Source organism: Altererythrobacter litoralis (assembly GCF_036324225.1).
Taxonomy (GTDB): Bacteria; Pseudomonadota; Alphaproteobacteria; order Sphingomonadales; family Sphingomonadaceae; genus Erythrobacter; species Erythrobacter litoralis_A.
Genome location: NZ_JAZDQV010000011.1, coordinates 1 through 21600 on the forward strand (window position 1 = coordinate 1; position 21600 = coordinate 21600).

General features: G+C 61.9%; 22 protein-coding genes. 14 read left to right on the plus strand and 8 right to left on the minus strand.

The window, feature by feature from the left end:
- Nucleotides 1-262 precede the first annotated feature (262 nt).
- Nucleotides 263-649 carry a hypothetical protein gene (locus VRS74_RS10800; RefSeq protein ID WP_354145273.1) on the plus strand — a complete coding sequence of 129 codons (387 nt, stop codon included), beginning with the start codon at nucleotides 263-265 and terminating at the stop codon, nucleotides 647-649.
- A gap of 310 nt (nucleotides 650-959) precedes the next feature.
- Here the strand turns inward: VRS74_RS10800 and VRS74_RS10805 are convergent, their stop codons facing one another.
- Nucleotides 960-1172: a LytTR family DNA-binding domain-containing protein gene (locus tag VRS74_RS10805; protein ID WP_354145274.1), complete on the minus strand. Its 213-nt coding sequence runs from the start codon at nucleotides 1170-1172 to the stop codon at nucleotides 960-962.
- A 55-nt stretch (nucleotides 1173-1227) separates the two neighbouring features.
- Here VRS74_RS10805 and VRS74_RS10810 point away from each other — a divergent pair, with 55 nt between their 5' ends.
- The 6 genes from VRS74_RS10810 to VRS74_RS10835 all read left to right on the plus strand — a co-directional run bounded on the left by VRS74_RS10810 (nucleotide 1228) and on the right by VRS74_RS10835 (nucleotide 8341).
- The gene (locus VRS74_RS10810) at nucleotides 1228-2742 is read left to right on the plus strand and encodes a M20/M25/M40 family metallo-hydrolase (protein ID WP_354145275.1); all 1515 of its coding nucleotides are present in this window, start codon (nucleotides 1228-1230) and stop codon (nucleotides 2740-2742) included.
- Nucleotides 2743-2817: 75 nt separating this feature from the next.
- Nucleotides 2818-3942 carry a DUF3500 domain-containing protein gene (locus VRS74_RS10815; protein WP_354145276.1) on the plus strand — a complete coding sequence of 375 codons (1125 nt, stop codon included), beginning with the start codon at nucleotides 2818-2820 and terminating at the stop codon, nucleotides 3940-3942.
- Nucleotides 3943-4074: 132 nt separating this feature from the next.
- Complete coding sequence (locus tag VRS74_RS10820) at nucleotides 4075-5877, plus strand: flavin-containing monooxygenase (protein WP_354145277.1); 1803 nt, start codon at nucleotides 4075-4077, stop codon at nucleotides 5875-5877.
- Nucleotides 5878-5956: 79 nt separating this feature from the next.
- Entirely contained in the window at nucleotides 5957-6736 is a 780-nt protein-coding gene (locus VRS74_RS10825; RefSeq protein WP_354145278.1) for a tyrosine-protein phosphatase, read from the plus strand.
- Between the two features lie 77 nt (nucleotides 6737-6813).
- Nucleotides 6814-7785, plus strand: coding sequence for a thioredoxin-disulfide reductase (trxB, locus tag VRS74_RS10830; RefSeq protein WP_354145279.1), 972 nt, complete (start codon nucleotides 6814-6816; stop codon nucleotides 7783-7785).
- 61 nt (nucleotides 7786-7846) lie between these two features.
- Complete coding sequence (locus tag VRS74_RS10835; RefSeq protein ID WP_354145280.1) at nucleotides 7847-8341, plus strand: YybH family protein; 495 nt, start codon at nucleotides 7847-7849, stop codon at nucleotides 8339-8341.
- A 33-nt stretch (nucleotides 8342-8374) separates the two neighbouring features.
- On the opposite strand, the gene VRS74_RS10840 is transcribed toward VRS74_RS10835, so the two are convergent.
- The 3 genes from VRS74_RS10840 to VRS74_RS10850 all read right to left on the minus strand — a co-directional run bounded on the left by VRS74_RS10840 (nucleotide 8375) and on the right by VRS74_RS10850 (nucleotide 10301).
- A complete protein-coding gene (locus VRS74_RS10840) occupies nucleotides 8375-8815 on the minus strand; it encodes an MAPEG family protein (RefSeq protein ID WP_354145281.1) in 441 nt (146 codons plus the stop codon).
- Nucleotides 8812-9261, minus strand: coding sequence for an MAPEG family protein (locus VRS74_RS10845; protein ID WP_354145282.1), 450 nt, complete (start codon nucleotides 9259-9261; stop codon nucleotides 8812-8814). Before VRS74_RS10845 ends, VRS74_RS10840 begins: the two co-directional genes overlap by 4 nt.
- A 77-nt stretch (nucleotides 9262-9338) precedes the next feature.
- Complete coding sequence (locus VRS74_RS10850) at nucleotides 9339-10301, minus strand: threonine ammonia-lyase (protein WP_354145283.1); 963 nt, start codon at nucleotides 10299-10301, stop codon at nucleotides 9339-9341.
- Between the two features lie 63 nt (nucleotides 10302-10364).
- On the opposite strand from VRS74_RS10850, the gene VRS74_RS10855 reads away from it, so the two are divergent.
- The 4 genes from VRS74_RS10855 (at nucleotide 10365) to VRS74_RS10870 (ending at nucleotide 14953) form a co-directional block, all read left to right on the plus strand.
- Nucleotides 10365-11576, plus strand: a complete 1212-nt coding sequence (locus tag VRS74_RS10855) for a saccharopine dehydrogenase family protein (protein WP_354145284.1) — start codon at nucleotides 10365-10367, stop codon at nucleotides 11574-11576.
- A 90-nt stretch (nucleotides 11577-11666) separates the two neighbouring features.
- Nucleotides 11667-13013: an oxygenase MpaB family protein gene (locus VRS74_RS10860; RefSeq protein WP_354145285.1), complete on the plus strand. Its 1347-nt coding sequence runs from the start codon at nucleotides 11667-11669 to the stop codon at nucleotides 13011-13013.
- 64 nt (nucleotides 13014-13077) lie between these two features.
- Nucleotides 13078-13770: a CerR family C-terminal domain-containing protein gene (locus VRS74_RS10865; protein WP_354145286.1), complete on the plus strand. Its 693-nt coding sequence runs from the start codon at nucleotides 13078-13080 to the stop codon at nucleotides 13768-13770.
- A 4-nt stretch (nucleotides 13771-13774) separates the two neighbouring features.
- Complete coding sequence (locus VRS74_RS10870) at nucleotides 13775-14953, plus strand: carboxynorspermidine decarboxylase (RefSeq protein ID WP_354145287.1); 1179 nt, start codon at nucleotides 13775-13777, stop codon at nucleotides 14951-14953.
- Here the strand turns inward: VRS74_RS10870 and VRS74_RS10875 are convergent.
- A complete protein-coding gene (locus VRS74_RS10875; RefSeq protein WP_354145288.1) occupies nucleotides 14950-15573 on the minus strand; it encodes a hypothetical protein in 624 nt (207 codons plus the stop codon). The genes VRS74_RS10870 and VRS74_RS10875 overlap by 4 nt on opposite strands.
- Nucleotides 15574-15648: 75 nt before the next feature.
- Between VRS74_RS10875 and VRS74_RS10880 the strand changes: the two genes are divergently transcribed.
- From VRS74_RS10880 to VRS74_RS10890, 3 genes are all read left to right on the plus strand, one after another.
- Nucleotides 15649-16557: a helix-turn-helix domain-containing protein gene (locus VRS74_RS10880; protein ID WP_354145289.1), complete on the plus strand. Its 909-nt coding sequence runs from the start codon at nucleotides 15649-15651 to the stop codon at nucleotides 16555-16557.
- Nucleotides 16558-16793: 236 nt separating this feature from the next.
- Nucleotides 16794-17999: a type III PLP-dependent enzyme gene (locus tag VRS74_RS10885; protein ID WP_354145290.1), complete on the plus strand. Its 1206-nt coding sequence runs from the start codon at nucleotides 16794-16796 to the stop codon at nucleotides 17997-17999.
- Between the two features lie 95 nt (nucleotides 18000-18094).
- Entirely contained in the window at nucleotides 18095-18712 is a 618-nt protein-coding gene (locus VRS74_RS10890; RefSeq protein WP_354145291.1) for a 2-hydroxychromene-2-carboxylate isomerase, read from the plus strand.
- Here the strand turns inward: VRS74_RS10890 and VRS74_RS10895 are convergent.
- Genes VRS74_RS10895 through hemA form a run of 3 tightly spaced genes read right to left on the minus strand, consistent with a single transcriptional unit; the run spans nucleotide 18709 to nucleotide 21524 of the window.
- Nucleotides 18709-19386, minus strand: coding sequence for a nitroreductase (locus VRS74_RS10895; protein WP_354145292.1), 678 nt, complete (start codon nucleotides 19384-19386; stop codon nucleotides 18709-18711). The two genes, VRS74_RS10890 and VRS74_RS10895, sit on opposite strands and share 4 nt — an antisense overlap.
- Nucleotides 19387-19400: 14 nt before the next feature.
- On the minus strand, nucleotides 19401-20258 hold the full coding sequence (locus VRS74_RS10900) for a TauD/TfdA dioxygenase family protein (RefSeq protein ID WP_354145293.1): 858 nt from the start codon (nucleotides 20256-20258) through the stop codon (nucleotides 19401-19403).
- A 45-nt stretch (nucleotides 20259-20303) separates the two neighbouring features.
- The gene (gene hemA / locus VRS74_RS10905) at nucleotides 20304-21524 is read right to left on the minus strand and encodes a 5-aminolevulinate synthase (RefSeq protein ID WP_354145294.1); all 1221 of its coding nucleotides are present in this window, start codon (nucleotides 21522-21524) and stop codon (nucleotides 20304-20306) included.
- Nucleotides 21525-21600 lie beyond the last annotated feature (76 nt).

The following is a 21600-nucleotide window of genomic DNA, read 5'->3' on the forward strand; positions in this document are numbered from 1 at the left end:
ATCAGCGAAGTGTTGGCCTCCGCCTTGGCTCATGGCCCAATAGTGCCTTTGAGGTCCTAATTGGTTTTTGGAAATCGTCTGTGTCGGAGAGGTTTGCGCTGACAATACCCCGCAACGCTGGAGGTCCTTGGAGGACCCGCCATAAGGCCGCGCCCGCACTCACAGGATGCCGCTAGATGGCGATCTGGTGCGCGTACAGCGCAGCTAGCGTGTGCTGGCATGTGTGCCTTGCCCTGATCTGGCTTCGCGCTAGTCTGGAGCCATGCCTACTGCAGACGCATGCGCACGCGGTGAGCAAGGCTTTCCGTACATCGTCATTCGTCTGGCGGCTGCGGTATATCAGTGCGAACGACTGTCTTTGAGCAATGGCTCGCCGTCAGCGCGGATCGCACATAAGAACTCTCAACTCATCCATCCTGGGGTGGACGAGGCAACTGGCGCACTCGACGCCGACGCCCGCAGGTTTCTTGAGGTTACTGCGCTAAATGCCGTTCAGAAATTCGGCTTTCGGATGTCCGTTATCTACGCTGCCGATGACTGCGTGTTCTTAGAACCCGATGGATCAATCAACCGGAGCAAGGAACCACCCTCGGGAGGTCTTTCTCTAACTGTAGAGTTCGGCAGCCCGCCCCAAAGGGACACCTGCTGATCCAGGTTTTTCGACTTCTGCAGATCGTACGCACTCGGAAACTCAACGTACTGTCAAGACCGGCCGAGTTCTCCTCCCTCCCGATGACCGATGATACCGCAGCATTTTACGCTCGATCAGTTCGAAACGGGGGCTTCGCTGAACGGCGTCTGCAGTGTCGGACCCTCAGCGTGTTCTTTCAGACTTGCAGTGGTACAAAAAGGTGGCCAAAGAGAGGTTCGACGAGGCACAAAAAACGGCAGATTTCTGGGGTTTTTGAGACAGCGAGAGCTAATCCCTCCTCCGCTACCAACATTTTTCCGAAATCGCCTCAAATGATCTCGTTCTTGCGACAGGATCGGCCGATTGTAACCTCGATGCCGTTATCCAGCGACAGCGATGCCCGGCGCTGTTCGAAAATCCGGTCGCGGCGCACGATGAAAGACCGGTGCACCTGCACGAAGTCCTTCCATGGCAGGGCTTCGAGCAGCTTCTGCAGCGTGGTCGTGGCGAGGCAATTTTTTGCAATCTGCTTGAAACCCATTGCGAAGCGTCGATCCGCTGTTAGCTTCGCGGCGCTTGACCATCGGGAGAAAAATATGGCCGGTCGTATTCTTGGCGTGAGCGCGTTGGGGCTTCTTGCATTTGCTGTGATTCCGGCGGCAGCCGAAACGCCTGATCGCGAGCAGGTTCTGGTCGCCGTGGAAGCGCAGCGCGATGTTACCGTCAAGGCATTGCAGGACTGGATTGCTTTGCCGACCATCGCGGCCGAGAAGCGCAATACCCCGGCTGGCGCCGAATATATGCGGCAACTGGCGCTCGATGCAGGCTTCCAGCAGGCCAAGATGATCCCGACCGATGGCGTGCCCGCGGTTTTCGCAACGCTGGATGCGGGAGCCAAGACCACCGTCGGCATCTATTTCATGTATGACGTGAAGCAGTTCGAGCCTTCGGAATGGAGTTCGCCGCCTCTTGAGGGCAGGCTGGTCGACCGTCCGGGTGAAGGGCTGGTGATGATCGGGCGCGGCGCTGTAAACCAGAAGGGCCCACAGATGGCATTCCTCGCGGCCATCAAGGCGATCCAGGCCATCGGACGCAAACTGCCGGTCAATCTCGTGCTGGTTGCCGAGGGTGAAGAGGAAGTCGCTTCGACCCATTTCGACCAAGTCGTTGCAGTGCCCGAAGTGCGCGACGCATTAGCCAAGAGCATCGGCGTGTTCATCCCCTCCGCAGCGCAAAGCAAGGATGGCAGCGCCAATATCACGCTTGGAGCCAAGGGCGCGGTCGAGTTCCAATTGGTCGTTGGCGGCGAGACGTCCGACAAATACCCCAAGACCGACATCCATTCCTCGAACCATGCGCGGATCGAAAACCCGGCGTGGCGGCTGGTCAAGGCGCTCGACACGCTGGTTGCCGATGATGGCCACACGCCTGCGATCGACGGCTGGTTCGAGAATGTTCGCCCTCTTACCGAACGGCAGAAGCAGCTGATTGCCGAGATTGCGGAGCTCAATCCGGAAGATCAGGAAAAGGTGCTTTTGGGGGTCGGCCGATGGATCGACGACGAGCCTTACATCACGAGCCTTGAGCGCTTTTACTCCCAGCCCACGGTCAACATCCAGGGGTTGATCGCAGGCTATACCGGCCCGGGCGGCAAGACCGTCTTGCCGGGGCGGGCAGAAGCCAAGCTCGAGTTCCGTCTTGTCCCGGCGATGACCGGGGACGAGGCCGTGAGCAAGCTCAAGGCGCATCTCGCCAAGCGCGGCTTCGACGATGTGCAGATCACTGTTTCGGGCGGTTATGGGCCGAACGAAACCGAAGAGGACAGCATCCTCATCGAAGCCCAGAAGAAGCTGTTCGAGCAGACCGGCATCGCTTACTCGATCAGGCCGCGCAATGCCGGTAGCTGGCCGGGCGTGATCTTCAACGGGCCGCCGCTCAATCTTCCCGCTTCGCAATTCGGCCTCAGCCGCGGCGGCGGTGCGCATGCGCCCAACGAATGGTTCCTGATCAAGAGCAGCGATCCCAAGGTCAACGGGCTCGATGAAGCGACGATGGCCTATGTCGACTATCTCTATGTGATCGAGCAGGAGACCGCGAAAGGCTCCGATTGACGGGCTTCAGCATTCCCGATTTGCAGGCGGCGCGATCCTGTCATAGGCTTCACCCGGGTCCGGGGGAATAAATCTATGAAAGCTTTCATACGCTCGGTGGCCATTGCCGCGATGGCAGTCGCGGTTCCGGTCACCCAGCTTGCGGCTCATGAATCGGAAGAGCATGCGCTCGACGAGGCTCGGGTCGAGGCGATGAGGGCAGCGACCGTCGCTTTCCTAGAGAGCCTTGATGATGCGCAGCGCAGCCAGGTGATGGCGTCGCTCGATGACAACCACGCGAGGACCAACTGGTCCAACCTTCCGGTCGGGATGGCGCCGCGTTCGGGGCTGGCGGTTGCCGATATGGCCCCCAGCCAAAGGATTGCCCTGCACGCGATGATGGCTGCGGCCCTGTCCAGCCAGGGTTATTTCAAGACAACCACGATCATGTGGCATGAGGATGTGCTGCACGATATTGCGGCGGGCGCAATCGCGGCAATGCCCGACAGCGATCCGAACAAGGCACAGGCCCAATCCTTCATTGCCAATTACGACACGGAAAAGTTCTTCGTTTCGGTGTTCGGCGACCCGAGCGAAAAGGATTGGGGTTGGATGGTGACGGGCCATCACTTTGCCGCCAATATCACCGTTTCGGACAACAGGATCGCCTTCACTCCGCTGTTCCTCGGGGCAAATCCGCAAATCGTGAAGCAAGGGCGCTATGCCGGATGGCGTATCCTGCAGCATGAGGCGGATCGTGCCTCTGCGTTGCTTGCTTCGCTGAAGCCCGAGCAGGTCAGCCAGGCGGTGCTTGCCAACGCCGTCGATGGAGACGTTTTCCTTGGCAAAGGGCGCGAGGGCCGTTTGGGTGCGCCAGCCGGCATCGCAGCCTCGGAACTCGATCCGGTCCAGCTAAAGCTGCTTCACGGCCTGATCGACGAGTACCTTGGTGATGCATCGGACGAGGCCGCCGCCCGGCAACGCGCGGCGATAAAAAGCGATGGAATGGACAGCCTGTATTTCGCCTGGTGGGGGCCGACCGACGATCCTGCCGCGCGCTATATGTTCCGGGTCCAGGGACCTTCGATCGTGATCGATTACGTCCGCGAACGATCCGGCGAGAACGAATTCAACCATGTCCATTCGATCGCTCGCGATCCGTCGAACGATTACGGTGCGGAATGGCTGGAGCGCCATTACAAGGAAGCGCATCAGGATTAGGAGCGAGCGTTCCCGCGTGACGAGGGGCGGCTTGTCCCTCTGCCGCTACCAGTTTCCATAGGGCGCCGCGGCTTGCCAGCGCGGCCAAGTTGCCGCACCTTCCCGGTTAAGAATCGAACTGGGAGAGAGCAATTGGTAAGCACGCAAGCGGCACCGGCGATCGACAGGGATGCGATCAGGCGCAAATATGCTGAGGAGCGCGACAAGCGCCTGCGCGCCGATGGTTCGGCCCAGTACAGGCGGCTTGAGAGCGAATTTTCGGACCTCGCGACCGATCCCTACAACCCCGTCGTCCCGCGCGATCCGGTGACCGACCATGTGACCTTCGCCTTCATCGGCGGGGGCTTTGCCGGGCTGGTGGTTGGCGCGCGGCTGAAGGAAGCGGGGATCGAGGATTACCGCATCATCGAGAAGGGCGGCGACTTCGGCGGGACCTGGTACTGGAACCGCTATCCCGGCGCGCAATGCGATACCGCATCGATGATCTATATGCCGCTGCTCGAAGAAACCGGGCACATGCCGAGCGAGAAATACGCCCATGCCCCGGAAATCCGCGACCATTGCTCGCGCATCGGGGAGCATTACGGCCTCTATGAAAACGCGCTGTTCCACACGCGGGTGACCGACCTTGAGTGGGACGATGCGAATAAGGTCTGGCTGATCCGTACCGATCGCGGCGATTCCTTCACCGCGAATTACATCGGCATGGGCACCGGCCCGCTGCATGTCGCCAAGCTGCCGGGCCTGGCCGGGATCGAGACCTTCAAGGGCAAGAGCTTTCACACCAGCCGCTGGGACTATGCCTATACAGGCGGCACGCCCGAAGGCGCGCCGATGAGCAAGCTGGCGTACAAGCGTGTGGCGATCATCGGAACGGGCGCGACCGCGGTGCAATGCGTGCCGCACCTTGCACGCGACGCGAAGGAGCTCTTCGTGTTCCAGCGCACCCCCTCATCGGTCGATGAGCGCAACAATGCGCCGATCGATCCGGACTGGTTCGCCGACGTGAACGAGCCCGGCTGGCAGAAGAAATGGCAGGAGAATTTCGTCGCCAATCTGGGCATCGGCTTCCCTGCCGAAGACCTCGTCGACGACGGCTGGACCGATCTCGGCAAGCGCATCCGCGCGCAAGTGATCGGCATGCCGCCCGAAGAGCGAACGCCCGAAAACATCATGGCTGCCTTTGAGGATGCCGATAACCAGAAGATGAGCGAAATCCGCGCACGCGTGGAGGCGATTGTGGGCGGCGAAGCGGGAGAGAAGCTCAAGGCGTGGTATCGCCAGCTGTGCAAGCGCCCGTGCTTCCATGACGAATACCTCCAGGCCTTCAACCGCCCCTCGACCCACCTGATCGACACCGACGGCCAGGGCGTGGAGCGGATCAGTGAAAAGGGCGTGATCGCGGGCGGCGTGGAATATGAGGTCGATTGCATCATCTATGCATCGGGGTTCGAGGTGGGCACCGATTTCGTCTCGCGCTCGGGTTATGATGTGACCGGTCGCGACGGGTTGAAGCTGTCCGATTACTGGAAGGACGGGATGCGGACTTTCCATGGGCTGCATGTCCATGGCTTCCCGAACCTGTTTTTCGTCCAGCAGAACCAGGCGGCTGCCTTTATCGCCAACTATCCGCACAATCTGGTCGACCATGCTGATACGGTGGCGACTGTAGTCAGCCATGCGCAGCGGGAAGGCTTTTCGGAGGTCGAGCCGAGCGCCGAGGCGCAGCAGAAGTGGATCGAATTCCTAATGACGGGGCCGGGCGCGCGGATCGGGAGCACCGAATGCACGCCGGGCTATTACAATAACGAAGGGCAGGGATATGGCGAGCAGGAACGCTTTGCGCTGGGCCACCCGGCCGGTGCGCAAGGCTATTTCACCTACATAGACGGCTGGCGAAAGAGCGGCACTTTCGCGGGACTCGAATTTCGCTAGCCGGGCAGGGCTCCGGCTCCCTTTTTTGTCGGGGCGGCGCATCTTGAAGTGTGCGCCCAGCGCTGCCACCTCAGGGAACATGATTCGCAACCGCTTCCTCACCACCACGGCCATTCACAATTTCCGCGATTATGGCGGCTATTCGGTTGCGGGAGGAGGCAAGGTGAAGACCGGCCTGCTGTTCCGTTCGGGCCACCACGCCGATGCGGGCGAGGATGATCTTTCGACTGTCTCCAAGCTCGACCTGCAGCATGTGATCGACCTGCGCGGCCATAGCGAGCGGGCGCAGAAGACTTGCCGCCGGCCCGAGGGCTTCTCGGGCGAAGTTCTCTTCTTCGACGGAGAGACAGCTGGCCTTGCCCCGCATTTGCAGGCCGCCGAAGGCAGCGTCGACGCCAAGAGCGCGCACAAGGCGATGGTCGACCTCTATGGCGCATTGCCCGATCGCGTTGGCCTCAACGACATATTGCGGCGCTATTTCGCGGCGCTGGCGCAAGGCAAGGGCTCGAGCCTCGTCCATTGCGCAGCTGGGAAGGACCGTACCGGAATGGCGGTGGACCTTCTGCACCACGTGCTGGGCGTACACCCCGACGATGCCATGGCGGACTACCTCCTCACCAATGACGCGCCCAACAATGAGGAGCGCATCGCGCACGGCATGGAGTTGATGGGCGACAAATACGGCGGGATCGACGAAGCGACCGTGCGCGTGATCATGGGCGTGGATGCGGCCTATCTGAATGCGGCTCGCAATTCACTGACCGATCGCTTCGGTTCGGCCGATGCCTATCTTGAACAGGTTCTGGGGGTCGACGCCCCGATGCGCGAAGCGCTGAAAGCGCAACTTGTGGATGCCTGAGGCATTCCACGCACCCGCGAATTGAAGCGCGGGGGCGCACGCCCTAAGTCAGTCGGCCACTCGAACAGGAATTCATTATGGCTACCCATCGCACCAAAATGCTCATCGTCGGATCGGGCCCGGCTGGCTACAGCGCGGCGATCTATGGCGCGCGCGCCATGCTCGAACCGATCGTGGTGCAGGGCATCCAGCCGGGTGGCCAGCTGACCATCACCACCGATGTGGAGAACTATCCCGGCTTCGCCGACGTGATTCAGGGCCCGTGGCTAATGGAACAGATGCAGAAGCAGGCCGAGCATGTCGGCACACGGATGATGTGGGACACGATCATCGAGGTCGATCTGGCGAGCGGATCACCCTTCCGCGCCGTGGGCGACAGTGGCGACGAATATATCGCGGACTGCCTGGTGATTGCCACCGGAGCGCAGGCCAAATGGCTCGGCGTACCGGGCGAGCAGGAACTGGGCGGCAAGGGCGTTTCCGCCTGTGCCACTTGCGACGGGTTCTTCTTCCGCGGCAAGAAGGTGGCGGTGATCGGGGGCGGCAATACCGCAGTCGAGGAAGCACTCTACCTCACCAATCATTCGGACGACGTGACGCTTATCCACCGCCGCGACGAATTGCGCGCGGAAAAGATCCTGCAGGAGCGGCTGTTCAAGAGCCCCAAGATCAGCACGCTGTGGAACAAGGCGGTGAAGCGTTTCGTGGCGGGCGAGAACGGCGCGCTGCACCATCTCGAGCTGGAAGACACCCAGACGGACGATATCTCGACGCTGGAAGTCGATGGAGCCTTCGTGGCGATCGGCCATGCGCCCGCGACCGAACTGTTCAAGGGCAAACTGCCGCTGGACGACAGCGGTTATCTGCTTACCGAGCCGGGCACGCCCAAGACGATTATTCCCGGCGTCTTCGCTGCAGGGGATGTGACCGACCACACCTATCGCCAGGCGGTGACGGCCGCCGGGATGGGCTGCATGGCCGCGCTCGATGCCGAGCGCTTCCTCGCCACGCTCGATTTCGCGGCGGAAGCGACCGAAGCAGCCGAATAGATCGATTGAGCCGAAGGCGGTTCCATGCCACCCTTGGCGATTGCCGAGGGGGGAGGAAATCATGTTGCGTGCCACCAACAAGTTGGTCTTGATCGCTTCGCTTGCATCGCTGGCCGCGTGCGGTGCGCCTGTTTCGAACGAGGTCGATCGCGATGCGATCGCCAAGGAAGTCGAGGCCAAAGTCGGCGCGATCGTCGAAGCGGTAAACAATCACGATGCGGAAGCCACGTCGCAGTTCAATTCGCCGGATTATGAGTTTTACAGCCATGGCCTGCCCAATGTGGTGGGCGCTGGGGCGGCGCTGGCGAACAACCAGTCATTGTTGTCGGACAAGGGTGTGAGCCTGCAAGCCAGCAATGTTCGCGTCGAAGTGGCGGAAGCCGGAGATCTGGCGATCTACTCAGCCGATTACAGCTGGTCGTTCACTGACCCGGCGACAGGCCAGGTCGTGCCGGAAGCGGGCAACTGGATCCTGATATTCAAGCGCCAGGACGACGGGTCGCTCAAGGTGTTCCGGGAACTTGCCTCGGACACGCCGATGGCCGCGAAGGAATAGGGAGCCCCTGCTTTTGCGGGAGCCCCCATTTCCTCACATATGGATGTCGAACACGCTGATCGAAGCGTGGAAGATCAGCGCCATCAGCACGAGGCTGGACAGCGCGAACAGGACGAAGCGCACCAGCACCACATTGGCAGTGGCCTGGACCAGCGAGTGCACCACGCGCAGCGCGACATAGATCCATGCCAGCAGCGCGTTCATCCCGTCACCCTGGCCGATGATCGCCAGCACGATCGCGATTGTGTAGAACACGGTCGGCGCTTCATGCAGGTGGTTGTAGTTGTCGGCCTTCCAGTTCACCTGATCGGGCAGCTTCTCGCGCAGGCTGGCGCCGGTACTGCCGACCAGCTTGGTGCCGTCGATCCCGGCTTTGCTCATGGCCGGGATGCGGGTGGCATACATCCACACCCACATCACCATGGTCCAAGCCGCGAGCGCGACGACCGGCTGAAGAATGTCCATCCCGATCATGCGACCACTCCCGGATTTGCAAGCAGCGTGACCGACAGTGCACGCACCGCCAGCGCAGTAAGCGCAAGGGTAGACAGGATGAACAGCAGAAAGCGGATCGAGACGACGTTGACGGTCGATTGCCAGAGCGAATGGATGATCCGCAGCGCGACATAGGCCCAGGCGAGCAGCACGTCGATCGCCCCGGCGCCCATCATCGCCAGGATGATGACCGTGGGATAGAAGATCGTCGGCTGTTCCATCAGGTGCGTGTAGTTGTGCGACTTCCACTGCACCTTGTCGGGAAGGACCCCTTCAAGATCCTGCCCGCGTCCGCCGGGCTTGGCGTTCTTGAGGTCCATTCCGGACTTGGCCAATGCCGGGAAGCGGGTTCCGGCGGTCCACAACAGCATGATTATCGACCACGCCACGAGTACGGCGGCGGGTGCCAGCATTTGAGCTTGCATGATATTTCTCCCCTCTATGCGGAGAGACTGCGCAGCTGATATTAAATTGTCAAATGCAACTTAAACCTGTTGGGCGCCTAGACCTGTCCCGCGATCGTCGCGGCATAGGCCTTGGGGTCGACATTTCCGCCCGTCAGCATGATCACGGTGCCTTCGTCGAGCGGAACCTTGCCCGCGAGCGCCGCCGCCAGCGCCGCCGAACCGCCCGGTTCAACCACAAGGTGCAGGCGGGAGAATGCGAAGCGCTGGGCTGCGCGCACCTCGTCATCGGTCACCGCGACGCCGGGCGAGCTGCGTCCACCCAGAACATCGAGGTTTATCTGCTTGGTGGCGATTGGCTGCAATGCGTCGCAGATGGTCTTGGGCGCATCGGACGCAGCCTGGACGATTTCGCCCGCTGCGAGCGATTGGCCGACCATGTCCCAACCCACCGGCTCGACCGGGTAGATCTCCGCACCGGGGCAGGCGAGGGCAAGACCTGCCGCCAGCCCGCCGCCGCCGCAACAGGCGAGGATGCGGCTGGGCTCGCGGCCCAATTGCGCGGTGATCTCGATACCAGCGCTGCCCTGGCCTTCGATCACCCAGGAGTCGCCAAAAGCATGGACCAGCGTGCCGCCATGTTCTTCGATCAGCCGCGCGGCAACCGCATCGCGATCCTCGCCGGGGCGCTGGTACAGCACCACTTCGGCGCCCAGCGCGCGCGTGGCGTCGATCTTCACTTGCGGGGCATCGTGCGGCATTACTATCGTTGCGGAAATGCCGAGCCGCTTGGCAGCCCAGGCAACGCCCTGCGCGTGGTTGCCCGAAGATACCGCCACGACACTGGCTTCGCGCTCCGCGTCGCTGAGCGCAGTCAGCCTGTGCCAGGCGCCGCGAATCTTGAACGCGCCGATCGGCTGGAGGTTTTCGGCCTTAACCCAGCACTGCACGCCGTTAATCTCGGCCGGCAGCAGCGGCGTAGGTGGCAGGATCGCCGCGATTTTTTCGGCTGCTTCGAGCACGCCGTCGCGGCTGGGCTGGCGGGAAGTTTGAAGGATCATTTTGCGCTCTTAGCGCATTCGACTAGACAGCGCGCAAGATTCGAATTCGAAAGGTTGTCCATTATGTCCACTGTCCTCGTGATCGGAGCCGGCGGCGTCAGCTCGGTCTGCGTCCACAAGATGGCGATGAACAAGGATATTTTCTCCGATATCCATCTCGCCAGCCGCACCAGGCGCAAGTGCGATGCCATCGCCGCTTCGGTGAAGGAATGCACCGGCGTCGACATCGCGACCTATGAGATCGATGCCGAGGAAGTGCCGGCGATGGTCAACCTCATCCGCCAGGTGAAGCCTTCGCTGGTGGTGAATCTGGCGCTCCCGTATCAGGACCTGCCGATCATGGACGCCTGCCTCGAAGCGGGCGTGAACTATCTCGACACGGCGAATTACGAGCCGAAGGACGAGGCCAAGTTCGAGTATAGCTGGCAGTGGGCCTATCACGACCGCTTCAAGCAAGCGGGGATCATGGCGCTGCTCGGTTCGGGCTTCGATCCGGGCGTGACCAGCGTGTTCACCATGTGGCTCAAGAAGCACAAGCTCAAGACCATCCGTACGCTCGACATCCTCGATTGCAACGGCGGCGACCATGGCCAGCATTTCGCCACCAACTTCAACCCGGAAATCAACATTCGCGAAGTGACCGCGCCCGCGCGGCATTGGGAGAATGGCGAATTCGTCGAAACCCCGGCGATGGCAAAGAAGGTCGAATTCGACTTTGAAGCCGTTGGCCCCAAGAACATGTACATGATGTATCACGAGGAGTTGGAAAGCCTCGCGAAGTTCAATCCGGAGATGGAGCGCGCGCGCTTCTGGATGACCTTTGGCGATCAGTACATCACTCACCTCACCGTGCTGCAGAACGTCGGCATGACGTCGATCGAGCCGATCAAGTACAAGGGCGTGGAGATCATCCCGCTGCAGTTCCTAGCCGCCGTGCTGCCCAAGCCCGAGACGCTTGGCGAAACTACCAAGGGCAACACCAACATCGGCTGCATCGCCACCGGCGAAGCGCTCGACGGGTCGGGCGAGAAGACGTTCTACATCAAGAACATCTGCAGCCACGAGGCCGCCTATGAGGAAACCGGCAACCAGGCTGTGAGTTACACCACCGGCGTTCCCGCGATGATCGGCAGCGCGATGATGGTGCAGGGCATCTGGACCGGAGTGGGCGTGTTCAATATGGAAGAAATGGACCCCGATCCCTTCATGGACATGCTCAACAAGCACGGCCTGCCGTGGACGGTCGAGGAATTGCCGGGGCCGGTCGAGTTCTGATCGGACCCTCTGCCGCAGACAAGGCGCGTTCCTCGCTGGCTGTTGACAATTATATCACGTGATATAAATTCATGGGCGAAAGGAACGCCCATGGCCACTGCTGCGCTCGATCCCGTAACTGAAATGCAGGCTCCGTTCCTGCCCGATCACGTGATCGCGCAGAAGGAAGCGATCCCCTCGATCTACGGTGCGATCGATTTCACGCGCATGCCCGAGCGATTTTCGACCGACCTTTCCGACAAGGTCGAGATGCCGGAGCGCTTCCTCGATCTCCGCGCCGAATTGCTGTCCGACCGGGAGAAGTTCGAAACGATCCGCGCTTATACGATGACCGGGGATCGCGTGGCGGATGCCTATGCCGCGCTTATGCCGCAATACGGCTTCCGCGCATTGGTGGACATGTTGGAACTGGCTTGCGAGAAGGGCATCGAAGCGGTCGAAAATGCTCCGCCCGAACTGGCGGCCTTCATCGCCGCGATGGAGGCCAATCCCGCCTGGCTCGACATGGAGATGGTGGAAGAGGGCGCCCGGCAGGAGCGCAACGGGCATGTCCATTTGACGCCTTTCGTACTGCGCGGCGCGTTCATCGCGACCTTCATGAACAAATATTCGGCGCTGCCGATGGCGCTGACCGGCACTTTGTCCAACGGCACTGCCGCGAGGCGCGCCTATGAGACGGGCAGCTTCTTCACTTCCACCCTGATGCCGGGGGCGCTCGGCCGCTTCGGTGCCGGTTTCAAGGCGGCCGCCAAGGTTCGCCTGATGCATTCGATGGTGCGCGCCAACATTGCGCGCAGCGGCAAGTGGGACGCATCGGTCTATGGCGTGCCGATCCCGCAGGTGGACCAGATGCCGGCGGGCTTGATCGGCACCTATCTGATGGCGCGCGAGGTTCTGGACAGCGGGCGCGAGGAGTTCACTCCGCAGGAACGCGCGCGGGTCGAGCTGGCGCGCTATCGCTGTTTCCTGCTTGGCCTTCCCGAAGACCTGCTGGGCGAGACGCCGCGCGAGATCGAACGGCTATGGCTGCTGCGCCAGGCCACTTTGCGCGCCGAGTTCGAGCCGGAAACCTGCGGCGCCCTGCTGCGCGCGACGATGGCTGCCGACATGTCTCAGGGCGACGGGCTGAGCGGCAAGATCAGGGACTGGATGGAAAGCGGCTTTTCCAAGCTGTTCTTCATCAATCACTTCATGGCCGGAAACCGCCAGCTCGCGGCCAGCGTTGGCGTGACGATGAACGCTTCCGACAAGCTTGCAGGTATTTGCGCGCTGCTGTTCGTGCAGGGCCAGATCAAATTCTACAAGATTCTCGATGCAATTCCCGGGGTGCGGGGCTGGGCCGGGCGAAGGCTCGTCAAAAAGCTCGCCCGTATGCTCGAGGCCTATGGCCACGCGGATTTCATCACCGACGCCAGCCAGTATCGTCCAGCCGTCTGACTGCAGGGGCCTCGATGATGCCGGGCCTATGGAGCTTGGCGGGTCATTCGACTATGGGGCGCGCATGACTGCTTCTCCAGCCTCTCGGGCGATGCCGCATGCGAAGTATGCCAAGAGCGCGGAAACCCAGCGCGCCATACTCGATGCCGCCATCCTCGCTTTCGGCAAGGACGGTTTCGAAGCGACAAGTACGCGCGCCATCGCGGCATTTGCCGGGGTGAACCAGCCGGCGATCAACTACCATTTCGGCTCCAAGGACGCGCTCTATCTCGCATGCGCCCACGCAATCGTGGAAGATTTTGCGCGCGGGACAGGCAAAAGCTCGCTGGCCGCCGCGCAATATCTCGCCAACACACGCGATCGCGCGGCATCGGTTTCGCATTTGAAGGCGGTGATGCGCGAACTGGTCGAACTCCTCGCCGGATCGCGCGAGGCCTCCGTCCGCAGCGCTTTCGTCTTGCGCGAGATGCACAGCCCGGGCGAGGCTTATACGATCCTCTACGAAAGCATCTGGGCTCCAGGAATCAAGCTGGTCGCCGATTTGCTCGATGCGGCGCGCGGCAACGCGCAACCAAGCGGCGAGGCGAAATTGCAGGCGATCATGCTTATCTCGAGCTTGGTTGCCTTCACCAGCGGGCGGCAGGTATCGAAAGCCGTGATGCAATGGGACGAGATCGGCGATGCCGAGCGGGCGCAGGTGCACAAGCTGACCGAACAACAGATCGATGCCCTGGTCGCATCGGGACAACAGGGCTGAATCAATGGAAACCAAAGCAGGCGATCCGGGCGCCTTCGCTCATTTCGATCTTTCCCGCGTCGAAAGCCCCGCATTCGTGGTCGACGCGGCGAGGCTGCGCGCCAATTGCCAAGTGCTGGCCGATATCCGCGATGCTGCCGACATCAAGGCGCTGGCCGCGCTCAAGGCGTTCAGCATGTGGTCGACCGCGCCGATCATCGGCGAATATCTCGACGGCGTGTGCACGTCCGGCCTGTGGGAAGCGCGACTGGCGAGCGAGTTTTACGATGGCGAGATCGCGACCTATTCGGCCGCCTACAAGCCTGAGGAACTCGAGGAAATCTGTCGCCTCTCCGACCATGTGATCTTCAATTCGCCCGGCCAGTTGCAGCGCGCCGCGCTGATCCTGGAGAATGCGCGTGCATCGGGGCAGGATTTCGACATAGGCCTGCGCATCAATCCGCAAGTGCCGACCGGCGAAGTGGCGAAATACGATCCCTCCTCGCCCGGATCGCGGCTCGGCTTCCCGCTCGACCAGCTGACCGAGGAGCATCTGGAAGGCGTTGACGGCATCCACTTCCACAATCTCTGCGAACAGGACCTCGAACCGCTCAAGCGCACATGGGATGCAGTGTTCGACGTGATCGAACCCTTCTTTGGGCAGCTCAAGTGGATCAACATGGGCGGCGGGCACCACATCACTCGCGCCGACTACCAGCGCGAGGAGCTGGTCGAATTCCTCAAGGATGTGAAGGAAGATACCGGGGCCGAGCTTTACCTCGAGCCCGGCGAAGCGGTCGCGCTCGATGCCGGGATTCTCGTCGGGACTTTGCTCGACACCGGCTGGAACGGAATGCCGATCGGTATCACCGATATCTCGGCCACATGCCACATGCCCGATGTGATCGAAGCGCCCTATCGCCCGGCGATGCTCGGCGAACTGACCGATGAGGACATGATCCCGATCCGGCTTGGCGGCCCGTCCTGCCTCGCAGGCGATGTGATCGGCGATTATCGCCTGCCGGTACCCGCCGAGCCCGGCGCGCGCTTCGCTTTCCTCGACCAGGCGCATTATTCGATGGTCAAGACCAACACCTTCAACGGTGTGCAATTGCCATCGATCTACCTGTGGGACAGCGAAAGCGACGCACTCGAGCTCGTGAAATCCTTCGATTACGAGGATTTCCGGGACCGGTTGAGCTAGCCCTCGTGGGTTACCAGCGCGAGGGGTTGAGCCGGAACTTCGGCTGGCTGCGGTTCCTCGGTCATGACGACTGCATCGATCATCACAGGTTCGTCCCGCCTTGGCTCGGCAACCGCAACCTGTCGCGAGGCAAAGGCTGCTGCGTCATCGCGCTTCTTGAGCTTTTCCCAATCGGCCACTTCATAGCCGTATTCGCTGAGGCAGGCTGACATGTTGCGCTTAAACTTGCGCTCCTTCCCGCCGCGGATGGCACGGGTGATGCCGAAGCCGGCCAGTCCGGTAACCACGGTCGCGGCTGCCAATACCGTTCCGGCAGCTGCGCCAGCTGCACCGAAACTGCTGTAGGTGCCTCCGGCTCCCAATGCCGCCACGCTTGCACCTGCTCCCACGGCGCCGGCACCGATGGCGGTCGACGTCGCTGCGGTCTTGAAGCCACTGCTGTGCCCCGATTTCACCAGCGCGGCGCAGGTTCGATAATCCTGCTCGAACGCAACTCGATCAGGCACCGGAGTGCTTACCGAAGCTGCAAAATTGCGCGGTTTGGTCGAGCAACCTGCCAGCGCCGTCGCCATCGCAGCCACAGCCAATGCGGCCTTTCCTGATTTCGAGATTCCCACCATTTTCCTTCTCCCACACAGTGATCGGTGCGACCCTGTGGCAAGCAATGCGATGACAGAGGGGATGCGGTGAGATGCATGGCGCTGCGCATCGCGATGAACCACGTCGCCGATTTGCCGCTCAAGCTCGATATGTTGATGAAGGCGACGTCGCTCAGCCGTGTGGCGCTGGCGCAGCAGCTGGCGGTCGACAAATCTCTCGTCGGTCGCTGGCTTTCGGGCGCGGTCCATCCCACCGATCACAACCTTGCGCGGCTGAGTTCGCTGATCGGCGATTATCTGCCCGGTTTCCGCTTGGCCGACTGGTTCGAGGATTCGGCCACGTTGGCCCAGCGTTACGGGATCGAGCAGGAATCTGCTCCGGGCGAGGTTACCTTTCCGGGTGTCATCGGCGAGTTCCTTTCGGCCGTGAGCGAGGAAAGCGCCATGCGCGGTTCCGCCTATGAAGGCTTCTGGCGGACATCCAGGCCATCGCTCCTCATGCCGGGCGAGCTGTTCCATGACTATGGACTGATAAGGCGTGGGCCGAGCGGACTGATGGAAGTGCGCATGGGCGGCTCGGGCCTCGAGTTCGAAGGCTATCTGATCCCCTTTTCAGGCAATCTTGCGGTCTATCTTTTCGACCGGATCGGGCGCTCGCCGGTCACCGTTATGTTCAAGGGCGTCACGCTGCCGCGCGCCATGGTGTTCGACGGGATATTGTTGCTCGCCGCGCTCGATTCGGCCCGGACGCCGGTCGCATTCCCGATCCTGGTGGAGCGGGTTGGGGACCTTTCGGGCGACGCTGAAGCAGACGACCAGCGCTACGCCGAAATCATCGAAACCATGCCGCAGCCGCTCGAGCCATTGCCCGATGATGTGCTCAAGGCACGAATTTACCGGGACAGCGGGCCAAGCAGCGCCGCGCAGGGGGGCGATGCCTTCCTAAGGGTCTCAATATCCAGCGCACTTTCGCGCGGGACAACGGGTCGCGGGCTCCACGGTTGAAGCCTGTCACGCAGGCATGAATCGGCCAGCTGAGCCAGCGGTGCGGTGCATGGCGGAACATGCAGCAGGTTCAATCGCTTGAATCGACGTGGCCGGCGCGAAAACACCCCTTTTTTCATTTGCGATTCATCGCGGAGGGCCTATATGCGCCGTTCCGCTGCCCCAAGGGGACTTCCTAACCGCAAGGCAGCTTGTCGTTTCATGGTTCAACAGAGCCGTTTTGGGGGTCCCTTGAGTTGCACATCTATCCCGATGCCAAGGCTGTAGTCCGCGACCTCGCTCCGGACGAACCCGTCATCCTCAATCGCCCGCACGCCGCGCTGCGCGCTGCCCGTTTCTTCATCGAGAAGTTTCCGGGCAAGCCGCTCTATGCCGTAAAGGCGAACCCAACGCCGGACCTGATCCAGACGCTGTGGAGCGCGGGCATCACGCATTACGACGTCGCTTCGATCGCCGAAGTGCGGCTGGTGCGCGGCCTGCTGCCCGAAGCGGTGCTGTGCTTTATGCATCCGGTGAAGACCCCCAGTGCGATTCGCGAAGCCTATTTCCAGCACGGCGTGAAAACCTTCAGCCTCGATTCGGTCGAGGAATTGGCCAAGATCGTCGACGCCTGCCGCAATCCCGAAACCGGCGAGCCTGCCACCGATTTGCGGCTGGCGGTGCGCCTGCGCGTGTCGAGCGAGTTCTCCGAACTGTCGCTGGCGAGCAAGTTCGGCTGCGACCTGATCGAAGCGCCGCAGCTGCTGCAGCAAGCCCGCCAGCATTGCGACTGGCTGGGCGTGTGCTTCCACGTCGGCAGCCAGGCAATGACGCCGTTCGCTTTCGTGCAGGCGCTCGATCGCACCCGCGCGGCGATTGCCGAGGCTTCGGTGGTGATCGACATGATCGACGTTGGTGGAGGGTTCCCGAGCTCGTATCCCGGGCTCGAGCCGCCGCCGCTTGAAGATTATTTCGCGATGATTGCGCGGCACTTCGAAGCGCTGCCGATCGCTTATAACGCCGAGCTGTGGTGCGAGCCCGGCCGCGCGCTGTGCGCGGAATATTCGAGCATGATCGTGAAGGTCGAAAAGCGCCGCGGCGAAGAACTCTACATCAATGATGGCGCCTATGGCGCGCTCTACGATGCAGCGCATGTCGACTGGCGTTTCCCGGTCGTGGCGCTGGAAGACGATTTGCGCGACGCAGCGCAGGATTTCGCCTTCTACGGGCCGACCTGCGACGATGCCGACTATATGCAGGGACCCTTCGCGCTTCCGGGCGACATCCAGGCCGGCGACTATGTCGAAATCGGCATGCTGGGCGCCTATGGCACCGCGATGAAGACCGGCTTCAACGGCTTCGGCAACGCCGCGCAGGTGCTGGTGGCCGACGAGCCCATGATGAGCCTCTATCGCGGCGACCGCGTGCGCCCCGATGCGGACAATGTGGTGAGCCTGCGCTGAGGCTTTCCACCGCTCCCGCCCGGCGCATTTGATAGACAGACCGGGCGGGTTGATCCTACCGTCGCATTCTGGCCCATGCTTGGGAGGAATCGCGCGTGACGGTAGCCATCGAATTCTTCTTCGATCTTTCCAGCCCGTGGACGCGGCTGGCGTTCCGCAACATCCGTCCGCGGCTCGATGGGCTCGATTATGCCATCCAGTGGCGACCCTTCCTGGTCGGGGGCGTGTTCAACGCGGTCAATCCGGCGGTCTATCAATCGCGCAAGCCCGAGAATGCGGCGCGGCTGGCACGCAGTTTCAGCTGGCTGATGGAATGGGCCGAACTGGCGGGTGTCGAGATGAACTTCCCCTCGGTGCACCACCCGCTCAAATCGGTCAACGCAATGCGGATGTGCTGCGCTCTGGAAGACCGGCAGGATGAACTCGAACGCTTCGCCGAAGCGGCGTTCGACGCCTATTTCGCAGGCCAGCGCAATCTCGACGACATGGCAGAGCTCGTCGCTGTGGCGGACGGAATCGGGCTCGACGGGGCGGCGCTGGCCGAACTGGCGGTCACGCCCGGAAACAAGGATCGCCTGCGCGCGAACACCGAAGAAGCGATCGCGCGCGGCGCTTTCGGCTCGCCCACGATCTTCGTCGCGGGAGAACACATGTATTTCGGGAACGACCAGCTGCCGCTGGTGCGCCAACGCGTCGAAAAGGCGCGCGACTAGTCGTCGAACCCCACGAAGCGCGCAGCCTCTTCCAGCGGCTTGCGAGTGATATAGACCTCGTTCGCGGGGAAGTCCGGGTCGGGCCAGCCCAGCGCCACGGCCTTCAATATCACCTGATCGTCGGGGATGCTTGCATGTTCGCGCACGACGGGCGATTGCATGATCCCTTGCGAATTGATCACACAACCGAGGCCCCGGCTCCACGCGGCGTTGACCAGCGCAGTAGTGGCCGCCCCGCAATCGAAGGCGGTATCGTCACTATCGGCCAATTCGCGGTCATAGGTGATAATGACGCAGACCGGCGCATCGAACTGGCGGAAGCCGCGAAGCACCCAATCCTGCCGCCGCTCCTTGTCGTCGCGCGCGATGCCCATCGCTTCGAACAGCTGGATCGCGCAGCCGACCTGCCGTTCGCGGTGGACGCCCTCGAAGGGATGGCCGCGGCGGAATTCGCGGCTATCGGGCACGCCGGCGAGAATATTTTCCGTGTTGCCCCTGCGGATGCGGTCGAGCGGCTCGCCCGTTATGACGTGGAAATGCCACGGCTGGGTGTTCATCGAACTGGGCGAACGCATGGCCAGCGTGAGGATTTCCTCGATCAATTCGCGCGGAACCGGCTTGTCCAGATAGCCGCGGATGCTGCGCCGTCCGAGGACGACCTCGTCATAATTCATGCTGGATGATTCCTTCAGGCTTTGAAGTAGGGCTTGTCGCCGGCCACGGTGACGCGTTCCATCACGCGGCGGGCGGGGAAATAGTCGGACACTGCAAGATGCTGGCACACGCGGTTGTCCCAGAAGGCAACCGAGCCCGCGCACCAGCGAAAACGGCACTGGATTTCGACATCGGCGGCGGTCGCGTAAAGGTGATCGAGCAGCCAGCGGCTTTCCTTGTCCGACAGGCCCTCGATATGGCTGGTGAAGCCGGTGTTGACGTAGATCGCGCGCTCGCCGGTTTCGGGGTGGGTGCGGATCACCGGATGCCGCATCGGCGGATATTTGTCGTGCAAGTCCTGCGGCGCCTTGTTGAGCCGCTTGGCGAAGACGCGCGCGATGTCATGCACTGCGGTCAAGCCTTCGCAGAACCGCTTCATCTGTTCGGAAAGCCGCTCGTAGGCGAGGTGCATGTTGGCGAACAGCGTGTCGCCGCCGCATTCGGGCACTTCGCGCGCCAGCAGGATCGAGCCGAGCGAGGGGCATTCGCGCCAGGTCACGTCCGAATGCCAGTTGTTCTCGATTCCGCGGCTGTCGGGCCCGTGGGCGATGCGCAGCACTTCGGGATTGGGCTGGTCCTTCGGCGTGGCGGGATGGATCTCCAACTCGCCGAACTGGCGTGCGAAGGCGATGTGCTGTTCCTGCGTCAGCTTCTGGTCTCGGAAGAAGATCACGCCATATTTGAGCAGCGCGGCGCGGATTTCGGGCACCCGCGCGCCAATGTCGGGTGCGCCAAGGTCGATATTCAGGATTTCCGCACCGATCGCAGGCGTCATCGGGAGCACGTCAAGCGTGCCCGTGTCCAGCGTCGTCTTGTCTGCAATAGTCGCCATGGCCTCTCCCCTCTGCTGGGAGAATGCGCGATCAGGCGGCGGTGTTCAAGCGGCCTTGCGCAGTTCCAGCTCGAGCCGGTCCCAGATTTCGACCAACGCGCTGGTCAGCTCGTCCATCATTTCCTCGGTATGCGCCGGGCCGGGCGTGAAGCGCAGGCGCTCGGTCCCGCGCGGCACAGTGGGGAAATTGATCGGCTGAACATAGGCGCCATATTCGGCGAGCAGGATATCGCTGATCTTCTTGGCGCGGACCGGATCGCCCACCATCAGCGGCACGATATGGGTAACGCTGTCCATGACCGGCAGGCCGACTTCGCGGAACTTGGCTTTGAGCAGCGCGGCATTGGCCTGCTGCGCGTCGCGTTCTTCCGAGCTTTCCTTGAGGTGGCGCACTGCGGCAAGAACGCCTGCGACCAGCACCGGCGAAAGCGACGTGGTGAAAATGAAGCCCGGGGCATAGCTGCGGATGCAATCGATGATGCGCTGGTCCGCAGCGATATAGCCGCCCATCACCCCGAACGCCTTGCCCAGCGTCCCTTCGATGATGTCGATCCGGTGTGCGGCCTCGTCACGTTCCGAAATGCCGCCTCCGTGATCGCCATACATGCCCACGGCGTGAACCTCGTCGATATAGGTCAGCGCGTTGTATTTCTCGGCGAGGTCGCAGATCTCGTGGATCGGGGCTACGTCGCCGTCCATCGAGTAGACGCTTTCGAACGCGATCACCTTGGGTGTGGCGGGATCTTCGGCAGCGAGCAGTTCTTCAAGATGCGCGAGATCGTTGTGGCGGAACACGCGCTTGTCGCAGCCCGAATTGCGGATGCCCGCGATCATGCTGGCGTGGTTCAGCTCGTCCGAAAAGATCACGCAGCCGGGGAGAAGCTTGCCCAGCGTCGATAGGGTGGCGTCGTTCGAAACATAGCCGCTGGTGAACAGCAGTGCCGATTCCTTGCCGTGCAGCCCGGCCAGTTCCTGCTCGAGCTCGATATGGAGGTGCGTGTTGCCGCCGATATTGCGCGTGCCGCCGCTGCCCGCGCCGACATCGTGCAGCGCATCTTCCATCGCGCTGATCACCTTGGGGTGCTGGCCCATCGCGAGATAGTCGTTCGAGCACCACACCGTGATCGGCTTGGGCCCGTTATGGCCATGAAAACAGCGCGCGTTGGGGAACGCGCCCTTGTTGCGCATGATATCGATGAAGACGCGATAGCGCCCTTCCTCGTGCAAGCGATCAATCGCCTTGTCGAAGATCTGGTCGTAGTTCACGCACAAGTTCCGCTGCTTCGCACCGCTTTTGCGGCTGCCATCAGGGCGCAGGATTTAGGGGCAAAAGTATCTTTTT